The 16,761-nt window shown below is 53.7% G+C and carries 13 protein-coding genes; all 13 read right to left on the bottom strand.

The genetic code is table 11. From position 1 onward, the window contains the following. Window positions 1-186: 186 nt before the first annotated feature. Window positions 187-1,053, bottom strand: coding sequence for a formyltetrahydrofolate deformylase (purU, locus tag V8L70_RS17335; protein ID WP_027957694.1), 867 nt, complete (start codon window positions 1,051-1,053; stop codon window positions 187-189). Between the two features lie 82 nt (window positions 1,054-1,135). Then, window positions 1,136-1,771, bottom strand: a complete 636-nt coding sequence (locus V8L70_RS17330) for a sarcosine oxidase subunit gamma (RefSeq protein WP_027957693.1) — start codon at window positions 1,769-1,771, stop codon at window positions 1,136-1,138. Continuing rightward, on the bottom strand, window positions 1,764-4,811 hold the full coding sequence (locus V8L70_RS17325; RefSeq protein WP_233975421.1) for a sarcosine oxidase subunit alpha family protein: 3,048 nt from the start codon (window positions 4,809-4,811) through the stop codon (window positions 1,764-1,766). The genes V8L70_RS17330 and V8L70_RS17325 overlap by 8 nt, the downstream gene beginning before the upstream one ends. Next, a complete protein-coding gene (locus V8L70_RS17320; RefSeq protein WP_027957691.1) occupies window positions 4,808-5,200 on the bottom strand; it encodes a sarcosine oxidase subunit delta in 393 nt (130 codons plus the stop codon). Before V8L70_RS17320 ends, V8L70_RS17325 begins: the two co-directional genes overlap by 4 nt. 12 nt (window positions 5,201-5,212) lie before the next feature. After that, a complete protein-coding gene (locus V8L70_RS17315) occupies window positions 5,213-6,463 on the bottom strand; it encodes a sarcosine oxidase subunit beta family protein (RefSeq protein WP_027957690.1) in 1,251 nt (416 codons plus the stop codon). A gap of 47 nt (window positions 6,464-6,510) precedes the next feature. Further along, complete coding sequence (gene glyA, locus V8L70_RS17310; protein ID WP_027957689.1) at window positions 6,511-7,809, bottom strand: serine hydroxymethyltransferase; 1,299 nt, start codon at window positions 7,807-7,809, stop codon at window positions 6,511-6,513. 225 nt (window positions 7,810-8,034) lie between these two features. After that, window positions 8,035-8,919 carry a GlxA family transcriptional regulator gene (locus V8L70_RS17305; RefSeq protein ID WP_231500622.1) on the bottom strand — a complete coding sequence of 295 codons (885 nt, stop codon included), beginning with the start codon at window positions 8,917-8,919 and terminating at the stop codon, window positions 8,035-8,037. A 195-nt stretch (window positions 8,920-9,114) separates the two neighbouring features. After that, entirely contained in the window at window positions 9,115-10,050 is a 936-nt protein-coding gene (locus tag V8L70_RS17300) for a LysR substrate-binding domain-containing protein (RefSeq protein WP_231500621.1), read from the bottom strand. A 421-nt stretch (window positions 10,051-10,471) separates the two neighbouring features. Then, complete coding sequence (locus tag V8L70_RS17295) at window positions 10,472-11,809, bottom strand: ammonium transporter (RefSeq protein WP_027957686.1); 1,338 nt, start codon at window positions 11,807-11,809, stop codon at window positions 10,472-10,474. Window positions 11,810-12,206: 397 nt separating this feature from the next. Then, window positions 12,207-13,532 (bottom strand): FMN-binding glutamate synthase family protein, encoded by a 1,326-nt coding sequence (locus tag V8L70_RS17290; protein ID WP_027957684.1) that lies wholly within the window; start codon window positions 13,530-13,532, stop codon window positions 12,207-12,209. 13 nt (window positions 13,533-13,545) lie between these two features. Beyond that, window positions 13,546-14,229 carry a GltB/FmdC/FwdC-like GXGXG domain-containing protein gene (locus V8L70_RS17285; RefSeq protein ID WP_027957683.1) on the bottom strand — a complete coding sequence of 228 codons (684 nt, stop codon included), beginning with the start codon at window positions 14,227-14,229 and terminating at the stop codon, window positions 13,546-13,548. Window positions 14,230-14,232: 3 nt separating this feature from the next. Beyond that, window positions 14,233-15,150, bottom strand: coding sequence for a class II glutamine amidotransferase (locus V8L70_RS17280; protein ID WP_027957682.1), 918 nt, complete (start codon window positions 15,148-15,150; stop codon window positions 14,233-14,235). Between the two features lie 57 nt (window positions 15,151-15,207). Further along, on the bottom strand, window positions 15,208-16,542 hold the full coding sequence (gene glnT, locus V8L70_RS17275; RefSeq protein ID WP_027957681.1) for a type III glutamate--ammonia ligase: 1,335 nt from the start codon (window positions 16,540-16,542) through the stop codon (window positions 15,208-15,210). Between the last annotated feature and the right edge of the window lie 219 nt (window positions 16,543-16,761).

Below are 16,761 nucleotides of genomic sequence, written 5' to 3'. Positions count from 1 at the left end.
GAGGACAGCGTCTGCTGTTCAGAGTCAGTAAGGGGAGCAACGAAACGCCTTAACATGGTTCCATCCGTTAGAGATATCAGACTCCAACGTTACACGAAAACTTAAGATCAGGCACTTAGCACTCAGCTCTAAGGCTTTTTTAGATTAAAAACATACACATAAGAAAGGACTAAAATGGCGACAGTATTAGTTGCTAAATACGACCGTTCGGCCGCCATGTAGAAAAACACGCCGCTCGAGATGATAGCTAATGCCCCGCGCCAGGGTCAGGCACTCAATATCGCGCCCCTTCGCGACCAAATCTTCTGGATAATGTGCATGATCAACAGGCTCAACGCCCTGAGCGATAATAGGGCCTTCATCAAGGTCGTTATTAATGTAATGGGCAGTGGCGCCGACAAGCTTAACGCCTTTTTCATACGCTTGATGATAGGGTCTGGCGCCTTTGAATCCCGGCAGCAGCGAATGGTGAATATTGATGGCACGCCCAGACAAACGTTCGCACATCGCGGGCGACAGCACTTGCATGTAGCGCGCCAAAATTACCAGTTCGGCACCAGTACCTTCGATCACCTCCTGTATCTGCGCTTCTTGCTGCGGTTTCGTATCAGGTGTTATCGGCAGGTAATGGAAAGGCAGCCCATGCCAAGCAGCCAGCGGTTCAAGATCCGGATGGTTGGAAACCACGGCTCGGATATCCAGTGGCAGTTGGCCAATACGGTAGCGATATAGCAAATCATTCAGGCAATGATCCGCTTTCGATACCAAGATGACCGCCGCAGTGCGTTTGCCGGGCGGCGTCAATTCGAACGTCATGTAGAACTCTGTAGCACGAGCCCCAAAGACATCATGAAACGCCTCGTCACAAAAGTCCTCCAATTCGGGCCTAAACTCAGCGCGAATAAAAAAGCGTTCGCTTAACCGGTCATCAAACGAATTAAGCTCGGTAATGTAGCATTGCTGCTCTTTCAAAAAGCGTGTCACCACATCAACCGTTCCAATACGGCTAGGGCATTGCGCAGTAAGAATCCAGGTATCAGCTACTCGGCTCATAACGTTCCCCCTTTGTTATCCATGCAGCTAGGTAACAGGCCGGCGTTACACCGGCCTGACGACTCATCGTTCAGCGTCTATGTCATCGGTTAATGTCGATGCCATGTTCTGCAGCCGCATCTAATAACCAGCGATAACAGTAATCGGCGAAGCTTCTCCGCACGACCAGCTCCCAACGGTGCTCAGTGGGTCGGCGCAACACAATCGAGCTTTTGGCAAACACGGTGGTGACGCCTTTACCCACCGGGAACGCTTGTGGATGCACATCGTAAGGTGTGGACTTCATCAACACGTCACGCGCCTTCTCGCCCTCTAGCGTCAACACGGTTTGTCCGCCACTCACATTGACGATGCTGCAATGTGCCTGCCCCATGGCCTTACGCAGCTGACTTTCCAGGTTAATCTCTTCGCCACTGGGCACAATGACGAGCCATTCATCGGGAGACATCCACTGAATCGAACGCTCGCCGCTAGCATCCTGGGTGACGGTATTGGGCTTGGCAGGCAGCGCGATACCCAGCACCTCGCGCACGGCCTCGTCCAACGTGATGGCGCCCCCCCGTAAAACGAGGTGCCCCAGAAAAGCCTGCTCTTGCAGCGTTACGCCCGCTTGAGCATCCTGGGGTAGCGCTTTTTGGCGATGCAACGACCATGCTAATGGTGACTCGGCCTCCACGTTTCCGGCAGGACGGGTATCAAACTCTTTGACGTCAGACATTCTGGCGCTCTCCTTTAGGATCGATGAAGACAGGGCTGACAATCTCAGCTTCGTGAACCGTACCGTCGACCATGGGCAAATAGACCGTTTCACCCATTCGGTCATGTCCACCCTTGACGACCGCCAGAGCAAAGCCATGGCCCAGCGTGGGGCTGTAGTAGCTCGACGTTACATGTCCCTGCATGCTCATGGGGATTGACTGATTAGGATCGAAGACGATCTGCGACCCTTCTTCAAGCACGACCTTGGGGTCCTTGGGCTTCAAGCCGACAAACTGCTTACGGTCGGTACGCCGCGTATCGGGGCGCGACAATGCGCGTTTGCCAATCCAGGAGTAGGGCTTGTCATAGCCAATCGCCCACTGCATACCTAGGTCTTCCGGGGTGACCGAACCATCGGTGTCCTGACCGACGATAATCAGCCCTTTTTCAGCCCGCAGAACGTGCATTGTCTCGGTGCCGTAAGGTGTCAGGCCATACTTATCACCATGTTCGAACAGCGTCTTCCAAACGTGCATGGCGTAATTGGCTTGCACGTTGATCTCGAAAGAAAGTTCACCGGTAAACGAGATACGGAAAACACGCGCGGGTACCCCAGCAACCGTTCCTTCGCACCAGTCCATGAACTTGAACGCGTCTTTGTCCAGATCGATATCGTCGGTAATTTCAGCGAGTAATTTGCGGGCGTCCGGGCCTGTGACGGTCATGGTTGCCCAGTGGTCGGTGACCGAGGTGAAGTAAACGTCCAGCTCAGGCCATTCCGTTTGATGCCAGAGTTCCAGCCACTCCATCACACCCGCAGCGCCGCCGGTGGTGGTGGTCATCAAAAAGTGGTTTTCACCCAGGCAACTGGTCGTGCCATCATCCATGAGCATGCCGTCGTCTTTGCACATCAATCCATAACGGACACGGCCTGGCGCCAACTTGGCCCACTTATTGGTGTAAACACGGCCTAGGAATTCACGGGCATCGGGGCCCTGGATATCGATCTTGCCCAGCGTAGAGGCATCCAGAATACCGATACGCTCACGCACCGCGAGGCATTCACGAGCCACCGCTTCATGCATGGTTTCTTGCTTGCCATTGATGGTACGTGGAAAGTACCAGGGGCGCTTCCACTGCCCGACATCTTCAAACTCGGCGCCTTGCTCAACATGCCATTGGTGCAGGGCGGTGTAACGCTCGGGATCAAACAGCTCACCGCAGTGGCGGCCGACAATCGCACCAAAGGTGACCGGCGTGTAATTGGGGCGGAAAACGGTAGTCCCGACCTCCGGAATAGAGCGTTTCAGACAACGCGCCGCAATGGCCATGCCGTTGATGTTGCCAAGCTTACCCTGATCGGTTCCAAACCCCATCGCCGTGTAGCGCTTGACGTGCTCAATGGACTCAAACCCTTCGCGTGTCGCCAACTCAATACCGGCGGCGGTGACATCATTTTGAAGATCGACAAACTGCTTGGGCGCGCGCGCGGAAGGCTTGCGGTGCGGCACCTGATAAAGCGCGCATGCGTCACCCTCGTTACGAGCTGCCACCTGCGGCAGCGTCATGGTATTGGCTTGCGCGTCAATATTCGCGGCCTTGAGCGCATGAACCGCAGCATCGACGCCGTCTTGCATAACGCTCGGCAGGGCGTAGACCCCACGGGCACCGCCGGCGGAGGTGAGGCCGGCTAACTCACCGGGTACAAAGCCTAAAATATCATCCCGCCATAACGGGCGTGTGCCGGTATGCGAAGACAAGTGAATAACCGGACTGTAGCCACCTGAGCTGGCGATGGTATCGCAAGCCAATTCTTCGATTGGCCCGACTACGGCGAAGGCTTCGGCGTCGATCCTGGCAACGCAAGCCGCACTAACACGGTTCGCGCCTTTCGCTTCGATCACGGCACTCTGGGTCATCACTCGGATACCCAGCGAACGGGCCTGTTCAACAAGCTCACCCTGAGGGTTTTCACGCGCATCGGCGATGGCGACTACCTTACGGCCCGCCTCATGCCAGTCCAGCGCTACACGGTACGCGTGGTCATTGGTTGCCGACAGCACTAACGTTTGCCCCGGCACCACACCGTAGCGACGGATATAGCTTGAAACGGCGCCAGCGACCAGGTTGCCAGGCACATCGTTGTTGGCGTAAACCAGCGGACGCTCATGGGCGCCGGTGGCCAATACGACTTCGCTGGCACGCACCCGGTGCAACCGGGCACGGGCCTGGCGGCGACCGCCAATGTCAGGGGCGCTATCAGCCACGTGCTCCGTCCGGCGCTCATGTAGGGTGACAAAGTTATGATCGTGATAGCCGTTGGCCGTGGTACGCGGCAGCAGCGTGACATTCTCCATGCCGCTGAGCTCACTCAGAACCTGCTCAACCCACTGCGCTGCCGGCGCATCATCGATCAGCTCACGGCTGTCTAACAGTGAACCGCCCATTTCCTCTTGCTCATCGCAGAGAATGACCCGTGCGCCGCTGTGCGCTGCTGTCTTGGCGGCGGCTAGACCAGCCGGGCCGGCGCCGATAACCAACACGTCGCAGTGCTGATTGATATGCTCATAGCGATCCGGATCGGCTTCCGTCGGGCTACGGCCCAGCCCTGCCCCCTTACGGATATACTTTTCGTAGGTCATCCATAGCGAGGCCGGCGCCATAAAGGTTTTGTAATAAAAGCCAGGGGGCATAAAGGTGCCGCCCAACTTTCCAATCATGCCCATTAAATCCCGCTGGACACTAGGCCAGCCATTCGTGCTACGTGCCGTTAGCCCTTCGTAAAGCGCCTGCTGAGTAGCGCGCACGTTGGGCACTTGCGCTGCTTCAGTGGCACCCAGTTGAACCACCGCATTAGGCTCTTCAGCGCCTGCCGCGACAATGCCGCGTGGGCGTGAATACTTAAAGCTGCGGTTGACGATATCAACATTATTGGCAAGCAAGGCCGAGGCCAGCGTATCGCCAGCATACCCTGTGTATTGCTGGCCATTGAAAGTGAAGGTCAAGGGGCGAGACCGGTCGATACGACCGCCCTGCTGTAATCGATTAGCCTGACTCATGCTCGCGCCTCCTTGTTGAGTGCTTCGCTTTCCGGCTGTGACCCAACGGTTTGCCAGCCGCCTGACGCCGCCTGGACACCAGCCTGTTTATCTTTTCCAGGAAGATCAGCCGCCGTTATGGAAGGCTGCTCACCCATTTTGTAGGTTTCAAGAATCGCGTAGCTCACAGTATGACGGGTGATGTTGAAGAACTTCCGACAGCCTACCGAGTGCACCCATAATTCATGGTGAACGCCGCGCGGGTTATCGCGGAAGAACAGGTAATCCCCCCACTCGTCGTCAGAGCACGTCTCAGGCTCTGCCGGGCGCTGAATATGCGCCTGCCCCCTGGGGTGAAACTCTTCTTCTTCGCGGTACTCTTCACAGTACGGACAATAAATGTGGAACATGACAGTGCCTCCTTAGTGCGCGACACCCGCAGCGCCATGTTCATCAACAAGCGCACCGGTATTAAAACGATCGATAGAGAACGGGGCGGCCAAGGGATGAGCTTTCCCCTTCGCCAACGTAGCCGCAAACACATGCCCGGAGCCCGGTGTGGCCTTAAAGCCCCCAGTACCCCAACCGCAGTTGAAAAACAGCCCTTTCACAGGCGTGGCCGATAGAATCGGGCAGGCGTCTGGGCAGGTGTCAACGATGCCGCCCCACTGGCGGTTCATGCGTACCCGCGAGAAGATCGGGAACATCTCTACGATGGCCTGAAGAGTATGCTCCACCGTCGAGTAGCTGCCGCGCTGGCCATACCCCAGATACCCATCAATACCCGCGCCAATGACCAGGTCGCCCTTGTCCGACTGGCTGATATAACCGTGTACATGGTTAGACATCACCACGGTATCAAGCACCGGCTTGAGCGGCTCAGAAACCAGCGCCTGCAACGGGTGTGATTCTAGTGGCAGCTTGAAGCCCGCCATCTTGGCCAGCACGCTGGAGTTGCCCGCGGCGACACAGCCGACCGTTTTAGCTCCAATATCGCCCCGGTTGGTGTGAACCCCGACGACACGCCCATCATTAATCTTGAATCCGGTGACTTCCGTTTGCTGGAGTATGTCGACGCCACGTGCATCGGCACCGCGGGCATAGCCCCAGGCCACTGCATCATGCCGTGCTACCCCGGCACGCGGCTGCCAGGAAGCGCCCATGACGGGATAACGAGCGCGCTTGGAACAGTCGAGGATCGGCACAATTTCTTGCACCTGACGTGCGTCCAGCGCCTCGCTATCAATGCCATTAAGACGGTTGGCACTTACTCGACGCTGAATATCGCGCATGTCCTGCAGCGTGTGGCCAAGGTTGAGCACGCCGCGCTGTGAAAACATCACGTTGTAGTTGAGATCCTGGGATAGGCCTTCCCAAAGCTTCATGGAGTGCTCATAAAGAGCTGCCGATTCATCCCATAAATAGTTGGAGCGCACGATGGTGGTATTACGTGCGGTATTACCGCCACCCAGCCAGCCTTTCTCGATCACAGCCACATTGGTGATGCCGTGTTCTTTCGCCAGGTAGTAAGCAGTCGCAAGACCGTGACCGCCCCCGCCGACAATGATCACGTCGTACTCTTTCTTGGGGATGGGGTTGCGCCACTGGCGTTGCCAGTTTTCATGGTGACTGAGCGCATGTTTGACCAACCCGAAGCCGGAATAATGCTGCATAGACTTTCTCCTCGATCGGCTCCGTTAGAGCCTAGTGACGGTCAGGCTCAAGCTATCGATGTTTCGCTAACGTTCGACGCGGCGTTGCCATACACCGGGTAACGAGCGCACAGCGCCGCCACATTGTTGAGAACATCGGCCTCCACTTGGTCAGTGCTTTCCTGCTTGGCCAGCACATCAAGGATGTCGCAAATCCAGGTCGAGAGCTGCTCGCAATCTTCCTCGACAAACCCGCGGGAGGTCACGGCGGGCGTACCGAGGCGCAAGCCAGAGGTGACAAAAGGGCTCTGCGGGTCGTTCGGCACGGCATTCTTGTTAACCGTGATGTGCGCCCGGCCCAAGGCGGCATCTGCGTCTTTTCCAGTCACCCCTTGCTTGATTAACGACACAAGGAACAGGTGGTCGTCGGTGCCGCCCGAAACAACATCATAGCCACGTTCAACGAAGACATTCGCCATGGCGCGGGCGTTGGCAACCACCTGCCGCTGATAGTTGACGAAATCCTGGCTCATCGCTTCTTTAAACGCCACGGCCTTGGCTGCGATGACATGCATCAATGGGCCACCCTGCTGGCCTGGGAACACCGCGCCATTTAGCTTCTTATAGAGCGCCTCATCACCATGATCCGATAAAATCAATCCGCCACGAGGCCCGCGCAGGGTTTTGTGCGTTGTGGTGGTCACCACATGCGCATGCGGCAACGGGCTGGGGTATAGGCCTGCGGCGACTAAACCGGCGACATGCGCCATATCAACCATCAGATAGGCCCCCACCTCATCGGCAATCGTCCGGAAGCGGCGCCAGTCAACGACTCGCGAATAGGCAGAAAAGCCTGCGATGATCATTTTGGGCTGATGTTCACGTGCCAGCCGCTCAACTTCGTCGTAGTCGATCTCTCCTGTGTCCACATTCAGACCGTACTGAACCGCATGATAATGCTTGCCGGAAAAGTTGGGGGCCGCGCCGTGGGTAAGGTGACCACCATGGGCAAGGCTCATGCCCAGCACGGTGTCTCCCGGCTGAATTAGCGCCATGAAAACGGCAGCGTTGGCCTGGGCTCCCGAGTGAGGCTGCACATTGGCGTAATCTGCGCTGAATAAGTCGCGCGCCCGGGTGATGGCCAGCGATTCAACCTTATCGACAAACTCACAACCCCCGTAATAGCGTCGCCCTGGGTAACCTTCAGCGTATTTATTGGTCAGTTGAGAGCCTTGGGCCTCCATCACCGCTCGGCTGGTATAGTTCTCAGAAGCAATTAATTCAATGTGCGCTTCCTGGCGGATGACTTCTTCTGCAATGGCTTCAGCAACCCCAGCATCAAACGCATCAAGGCTAAATTGGTTCATAATTCTCTCCTGGTTCTATCCCGGCATTATCGTTGTCGGATCAGTGTCCTAATAAGGAAGATCGCGCTTACCTGGATTTAAAGCCAAGAAGGAGGGTCAAGAATTGAACAAATGCGACAAGTTTTATGAACGCGGCCAAGGCACGGGGGTTATAGAGAGGTAATCAATAGAAAGTTAATTATTTTTGAAGAGCAACAACAAAGTTCAGTGATGTATTCTAGGTCTTTAAGACAGGGTGGCATCATGAATATGCAAAAAATGAGGATCGACTGAGACGCCATTCACCTGATCAGCATGTTTACGTACATACGACGGCGTCAATCCAAAAAAAGCGCGAAAATGACGCGAGAAATGTGCTGTATCGGCAAAGCCGCAGCGGCCACCTATCTCCGTGACGCTGTTGCCGGTGTAGTGAAGTAGCCATAAGCCGTAGCGCAAACGTAATTCTCGAGAGAACTTTTGGGGGCTTACTCCTAGCGTCTCTCGAAAGCGTCGCTCTAGATGGCGCCGCGTGGTACCCACACGTTCAGCCAGTACGTCTACCGGTATAGGGTTACCTAAATGCTGTTCAACTATCGCAATGGCACGTCTAACCATGCGGTCATCAATTTTGACATAAACAACGGGTTGGGGTTGAGCATGACTACCTGGTCGAGGTTCATCGATGAGCATGATATGCAGGCTCTTCATAGCCCACGCTTTACCCATATGACGCTCGATAAGATAAGCAGCTAAATCTGCAGAGGAGGCTCCGCCTGCACAGGTTATAATATCGCCTTCGTCGATAAAAAGCTGGTCAGCTACTGGCTCAATAGAGGGAAAGCGCTGGGTAAGGTCACGATGATGGTACCAACTGATACAACAACGGCGTTTCTCCATCAGTCCCGCTTGGATAAGGACAAAAACGCCGGTGCACACGCCGACTAACGGTACATTTTCCGCTGCGGCCTTGCGTAAGTACTCTATTGCCTTTGAATCAACTTGGTTATGCTTGTCCAGCACCCCGCCAATCACCACGATGTAATCAAACTCGCAGGGGGCCTGCAGAGGTATACAGGGTGTAATGGCAGCGCCACAACTCGATTCTGCATCCTCGCCAGTGCTGGTCATGAAAGACCAATGACAATGCAGCTGACGGCTACGATCCCCCTCATCGGCAGCTAAGCGCAAACAGTCTGCAAAAGCAGCAAAAGGTAAAAGCGTAAAGCGATGTAGCAATAAAAATCCCACAGATAAAGGTTCATACTTAAGGTCTTGAGATTTAGTTATCGTCAAAGCCACAATGCCCCTATCATATTAAAAATATTACTTTCTAACTGAGTCAGCACATTGACTCATGAACCATTCCCGAAACATAGAGACAGTTTCATCTGTTGCTTTATCTTCACGGTAAGCAAGATAATGACGCGTGCCTTCAAGCACTAACTCTTTATCAATAGGCTTAACGAGTTGACCATCAGCTACCAAAGGGCCGACAAGATGATCCCACCCTAACGCTACTCCTTGATTTTTCAATGTCATATGTATCAGCATACTATAGTCATTGGCATTGAACGTATGGATTGCATTCTGAGAACTTCCGGCACACTCCAGCTTATGGATGGCTAGCCATGACTCCCAGTTCACATGCTCCGACACTTGCGAGCGTCCGTAAGGGCTTAAGTTAAGTAGCACCCCGTCGCGCAACCCTTCCAAGGTGTTTATTTCAGGATGGGCTGCGAGGTAGCTGGGCGTACAAATGGGATAAATCACATCATGAAATAGGGGGATGCTGTGATAACCCTCCCTGACTTTCTGCATTTTTGTAATGAAAATATCTGGATATACCCCCGGTTCCATCGTGAGAAAGTTCTCGGTCGAGAGAACCTGAAGGTCGATATTGGAATGCATGCTAAAAAAGCTTGGCAAGCGAAGCGACAGCCAAAACGCTGAGAAGGCGGGGGAGCAGCACAGGGTGAGCGTCCGCTTTGCGTTGGAAACCCGATTGTTTCGGATGCGGTCAGCTGCCTGGGCAATATTCAGGAAAGATAGCTGGGCTGCATCGAAAAAAATCGACCCTTCCTGGGTAAGCTCTATCGAGCGTCCTACCCGTTTGAACAAATCGGTGCCCAGAAACCCCTCAAGCTCTCTTACTTGGCGGCTGATCGCTGCTTGTGTCACGCAAAGCGACTCTGCGGCGCGGGTAAAGTTCTGGTAACGAGCCGCGGCAACGAAAGACTTCACCGCCGTCAGAGACGGCATTCTGATAAGCGTCTGATTTGGTGCTATATGTTTAGTCATAAAGTGAATTAGTCACATGCAGCGTTGTTTTCATTATAGAGCTTTCAGGATTGCTCATTGCCCTAGGCCACCACGTACAGCGTACCCTACTTCAAAATGTCCAACGGCAACAGACAAAATTCACATGCGGCACCGCACCGTGAATTGGGCAAAATAACGTTTGCCGTACCACACGCTTGGTTATCTCAGCTAACAATACCATTTGAAAGCAGTAGCCTCGGCTGGATGTCGCGTTCGCTCTACAGTTTTGCCTTACTCAGCCATAATCGTCTTGGTATTTGTCGACTGAAAAAGCAAATACATGTTGGCACTCAACAAGTAAATTATCAGGAAAATTATTAACTATCATAATCTTGCTATACCCCTGGCACCAATAGATCACTTATCGCACTTCGGGACTGGTCTCCGCCACCCTATGTGTTTTGGTAGCACTGCCCCGCTTTGCTTTTCCTTCTGTTGCTTCTGTATTTGTAGTGAAAGACACGAATTCAGGATAAGCAGACATACCGCATTCGTGAACATCCATCCCTTCGAACTCTTCTTGTTCGCTGACGCGTAAGCCCATCGTCATACGGATGATCCACAACACCAGCAAACTAGCCCCAAACATCCAGGCAAAAACAACAACCGCACCGATCAGCTGGATCATGAAAGACGCATCTGGATTAGTCAGGACGACGGCCAGGACCCCCCATACGCCAGCACTTCCGTGTACCGAAATGGCGCCGACCGGGTCGTCGATTTTCAACCGATCAAGCCCCAATACGGAAAACACCACCACAACACCACCAATAGCACCGATCACGACTGCCATTCCTGGGTTGGGCAAGAGCGGTTCAGCGGTAATCGACACCAGCCCGGCCAGGGCGCCGTTGATCACCATGGTCATGTCCGCTTTGCCGAACATCAACCGGTAGAGCAGCGCTGCAGCCACCATGCCTGATGCGGCGGCCGTATTGGTGTTAACGAAGATACGGGCGACCGCATTGGCATCGTCTACGCTGGCAATTTTCAGCATTGAACCACCATTAAACCCAAACCAGCCCATCCACAGAATGAACATGCCCAGCATGGCAATCGGCAGGTTGGCACCTGGAATAGCCCTGACTTCGCCATTAGGGCCAAACCGCCCCTTGCGCGGGCCGACCAGCAAGACCGCTGCCAGCGCGGCAGAGGCGCCCGCCATGTGCACCACGACAGACCCGGCAAAATCCTGGAAGCCCATCTCATCAAGGAAGCCACCGCCCCACTTCCAAAAGCCATTCACGGGGTAAATCACCCCCACCATGAACACGGCAAAAATCAAAAACGGCCACAGTTTCATACGTTCAGCTATTGCCCCAGAAACAATCGACATGGTGGCTGCCGCGAACACTGCCTGAAAAATAAAGTCGGCCATGGAAGAATAATAAGGCGCCCCCTCCCCAGCAGAAATATCCGACACGCTATGATCACTGCCCAACATGAAACCCAGGCCAGGGATCACGCTGCTGATCGGGTTAGCGGGATACATCACGTTATAGCCCACTATCAGAAAGACGATACAGGCCACCGAATACAACATCGCATTCTTGGTGAGTATTTCGACGGTATTTTTTGATCTGACGAGCCCTGACTCCAACATGGCAAAGCCGCAGGCCATAAACATGACAAACACCGTACAGACAAGAAAATAAAAAGTATCAAGCGCATAACTGAGCTCTAAACTTATTTCGTTCATTTTATTACCCTTAAGCAATCATTTAAGTTATAAGTTGAAATGGTCGAGCGTAATCACCTACCCCCTTTTCTGCTAAGCGGCAAGCTCGTAAAAGCAGCAATCGCGCTAGTGCACTTTCAGCTCTTTTACTTAACGCAGTATTTTTACTAAGCACGTTTTTTATTAAACACCGCATTTTACTAAACACTGTATTCAAGAAGCATTATTCATGCCAAGAAACAAAACGCTTAATTACCAAACACGTAGAGGCCACTCATGATAACCACGAGCCGTTTTAGTGATTTTTAGGTTTTAGACAGCACTTTCTGGTGCAAAAAGTACATTAAAAAAGCCCCCACCCATAACAGGTGAAGGCTACATGCTATATAACAGTGCCTTGTCCTTGCACGCGCATGGCTTAGAACTGTTGTCCTGGAATCCAGTTAGTACCGGCAAGCGGCACCCTGGCCATCGCTGCGGCTTCGATATTCAAAGCGACCAAATCTTCCGGCTCCAGGTTATGGAGATGAGATTTTCCGCAGGCTCTTGCTAGTGTCTGCGCCTCTAGCGTTATTACTCGCAGATAGTTAGCTAACCGCTTACCGGCAGCCACCGGATCCAGACGCTTGCTCAGTTCGGGATCCTGGGTGGAAATACCCGCTGGGCACTTGCCTTCCTGGAAGTCATCATAGTAGCCAGCTGCAGAACCGAGCTGCTGGTACTCTTCTTCGTAACGTGGGTGGTTATCGCCAAGCGCGATCAATGCCGCGGTACCGATTGCCACGGCGTCAGCCCCCAGGGCAATGGCTTTAGCAACGTCAGCACCGTTACGAATCCCACCTGAAACGATTAACTGCACTTCACGATGGACACCCATTTCCTGTAGCGCCTGGGCGGCTTGCGGAATGGCAGCCATGGTGGGAATGCCTACGTGTTCAATAAACACATCCTGGGTTGCTGCTGTCCCGCCCTGCATACCGTCGAGCACCACAACATCGGCGCCCGCCTTAACGGCTAGTTTGACGTCATAGTAAGTGCGGGTGGCGCCCACCTTAATGTAGATAGGCACCTGCCAATCAGTGATCTCTCGCAGCTCAGCGATCTTGATGGCCAGGTCGTCCGGCCCGGTCCAATCAGGGTGACGGCAAGCGCTACGCTGGTCAATACCCATGGGCAGATTGCGCATCTGTGCGACGCGATCCGAGATTTTCTGCCCCAACAGCATGCCACCGCCACCTGGCTTGGCGCCTTGGCCCAGCACGATCTCAATGGCATCGGCTTTGCGCAGGTCATCAGGATTCATGCCATAACGCGACGGCAGATACTGATAGACCAGTTTAGTGGACTGGCCGCGCTCTTCGGCGGTCATACCACCGTCGCCAGTGGTCGTTGAGGTGCCCACCTCTGATGCGCCGCGTCCCAGGGCTTCTTTCGCCTGCGCCGACAAGGCTCCAAAGCTCATGCCCGCAATGGTCACCGGAGTATCAATCACGACCGGCTTCTTGGCGTAGCGAGTCCCCAAGGTAACGTCGGTACCGCACTTTTCACGATAGCCTTCCAGCGGGTAGCGCGACATGCTCGCCCCCAGAAACAGCAGATCATCAAAATGCGGAACCTTACGCTTTGCCCCCCAGCCGCGAATATCATAAATACCGGTTTCGGCGGCGCGCTGGATCTCGGCGATGACGTCTCGACCAAAGGTCGCGGACTCTCTCAGTGCCGGATTACTCTGTTTATCGGTCATGTCAGGCTCCTGATTAGTAGGCCGAGGCGTTATCGACTTTGAAGTTGTATAGCTGGCGTGCCGACCCATAGCGCTTAAAGGCAGTAGGATCTGTTTCAACCCCGGCACGCTTAAGCAGGTCGCTTACTTCATCCAAGTGCTCTTGGCGCATTTCTTTTTCAATGCAATCAGCGCCCAGGGAAGTGACCGAACCTTTGACATAGATATGTGCTTCATAAATCGAATCTCCCAGTGCTTCACCTGCATCGCCGCACACTACCAGGCATCCCGATTGCCCCATGAAGGCGCTCATTGGCCCAATATTGCCTTTGACGACGATGTCGACACCCTTCATGGAGATACCGCAGCGCGCCGACGCGTTACCGTCAACCACCAGCAGGCCGCCCTGAGCCGTGGCACCAGCTGATTGGGACGCATCGCCTTTAACATGCACCATGCCGGACATCATGTTCTCAGCGACGCCAACACCGACGTTGCCATGCACAGTGACATTGGCCTTCTGGTTCATCCCCGCGCAGTAATACCCCGCGTGGCCGTCAATATCGACGCTAATAGCATCATTTAATCCGCACGCAATATTGTGCGCCCCGTTCGGATTAGCAACGCGCCATTCACGTTCGCTGGCCGTTATGTCCGCATCGTGAAGAGCCTGGTTGAGTTCACGCAGGCTGTCGCTTGAAAGGTCGTATGTTTTCATAAGTTAGGCGGCCTCCACCTTTGCACCATCACGTTCCCACACATAGATTTTCGCCGGTTCCGGCTCCCACACCTTGGCTTCCTTGATGCCTGGCAGATCGGCTAACGCACGATACTCGGAGGCCATCGCAACGTAATCGTCGGTTTCGGCAATCACCGCAGGTTTACAGGAGATAGGGTCACGTACCACGGCAAAACCATCGCGGGTGCCAATAGTAAAGGTAAAGAAGCCATCCAGATCTTTAAGCGCACTCTTGAGGGCTTGATTGAGGGGTTCGCCCTTGGACATACGCCACGTCAAGTAGCCAGCAGCCACTTCAGAGTCGTTGTCGGTCTGAAAGCTGATGCCTTGGCGCTTAAGCTTATCGCGCAGACGGTTGTGGTTGGAAAGCGAGCCGTTATGCACCAGGCACAGATCCAGCCCGGTCGAAAACGGATGGCTGCCTTGTAACGTGACAGCGCTTTCAGTGGCCATGCGCGTGTGGCCAATCGCATGGCTGCCACGCATATTTTTAAGGTTGTAACGCGCCGCCACTTCAGTAGGAAGCCCGACACCCTTTAGAATCTCGATACTTTGTCCGGCACTCATCACCCTGACGTCTGGGATGTTTTCAGCCACCCAGCTCAGCACCTGCTTTTCTTCACTGGCCAGCTTAAGCACGGCCACGTTGGCATTCTGGAACCACGAGTCCAAGCTACCAAAGGCAGCGTTCAAGCGATCGGCCAAGGCCTGCCAATCGTAATCGGCATCGTCGCTTTGCAGCGTCAGTTTAACGCCAGCGTCGTATTCATCGCCGTAAACAGCAAAACCGGCACTGTCCGGCCCGCGATCGGTCATGGCAATAAGCATCGGCTCGAACAATTCACCCAGCCGACTTTCTAGTTCAGGTTTTTTCAGATAAAGCCCAACAATTCCACACATAGCATTACCTCGGCTTATTCGTCAGTGCATGTCTTACGTTTCGATAAGACTCAATCATTAGAAGAATTCCGCGTAGCGCTGGATTTCCCAATCGCTGACCTGGCTGCTGTATTCAGCCCACTCCTCACGCTTGACCTTGATGAACTCATCGGTAATTGCTTCCCCAAGCCCTTCACGCAGCACGGAATCTGCTTCCAGAGCGTCAACCGCCTCAGAGAGTGACTGGGGTAAAATATCGATGTTTTGTTCGCGACACTGCTCGGGCGTCAGTTCATACAAATTGATGTTTTGTGCCTTGCCGGGATCCAGTTGACGGTCAATACCATCAAGGCCAGCAGCAATAAGAGCTGCATGCACCAAATAAGGATTACAGCCAGCATCCGGCAGACGAAACTCCAAACGCCCATAAGGCACACGCACCATGGCTGAACGGTTGTTATCGCCATAGGTAATGAACACAGGTGCCCACGTTGCGCCGCTGCTGGAGCCGCCCGAGACGAGACGCTTATAAGAGTTAACCGTGGGTGCCGCGAAGGCACACAGCGCTGGCGCGTGATGCAGCAGGCCGCCAAGAAAGTGATACGCCGTGGGGGAAAGCCCCAGGTTCTGCGGGTCGCTGTCATCGCCAAAGACATTCTTGCCGTCTTGGTCGGCAATCGAGAGATGGAAGTGCATACCATTACCCGGCCGGTCGGCATGCGGTTTGGGCATAAACGAGCACACCATGCCCAGTTCATTGGCAATCTCACCAGCGGCCATGCGCACAAAGGTGAAACGGTCAGCGGACGTCAGCGCATCGCTGTAGGTATAGTTGATCTCAAATTGACCATTGGCATCTTCATGGTCGATTTGATAAATATCGAAATCAACGCTTTGCAGTGCTTCCACCAAGTGTTCCAGAAACTCTCTAGACCGCGACAAGCCTTTATAGTCGTAACAGGGCTTGGCGAGCGTATCGCTCTCGTCTACAGGCAACAGCTCTCCTGCGGCCCCACGTTTAAACAATGAAAATTCAGGCTCTAAACCGGTGTTTAGCGTCCATCCCTTATCACTTAACCGCTCTAATTGCTTAAGCAACACGACACGGCTATCAAGCAGATGAGGCTCGTCGTTGACATAGCCACAGCAGGCCATACGCGCATAGCGCGGCTGCCACGGCACCAGCGAAAGAGAGTTCAAATCCCCTTTCGCCATAAAATCAGGCCCATGCGGCTTCATACCTAGGCCGGAAACAGCGAAGCCTGCAAAACCAGCACCTTTTTCTACCACGTCCATCAAACAATTCGCCGGCACTGACTTGGTTTTAGCCGCGCCGTGAATATCAACAAATTGGGCCAGCAAGTAGCGCACATCGTTATCTTTGATAAATTTAACGGCAGCTTCTGGAGACATATTATTACCCTCGTGATAATTCCTTTCAAGAAACTATATTTCCCAAAAAGAAAAGCACTTAGTATGCCAATATCATTTGGCCGCCCTCTCCATCGCAACAAAAAAAGCATAATCGATTGTTTATAAAGAATTAAATATTTTATTGTTTGTTATCGACACCCCCTGCCGGCTCTCTTCAGCTCCATCGCTTTTATGTATCCTGCGCCGTAACAGTGCACA

Source organism: Vreelandella arctica (genome assembly GCF_037070215.1).
Lineage (GTDB): Bacteria > Pseudomonadota > Gammaproteobacteria > Pseudomonadales > Halomonadaceae > Vreelandella > Vreelandella arctica.
The sequence above is the reverse complement of the archived record's forward strand: the minus strand, read 5'-3'. Positions and strand labels throughout refer to the sequence as shown.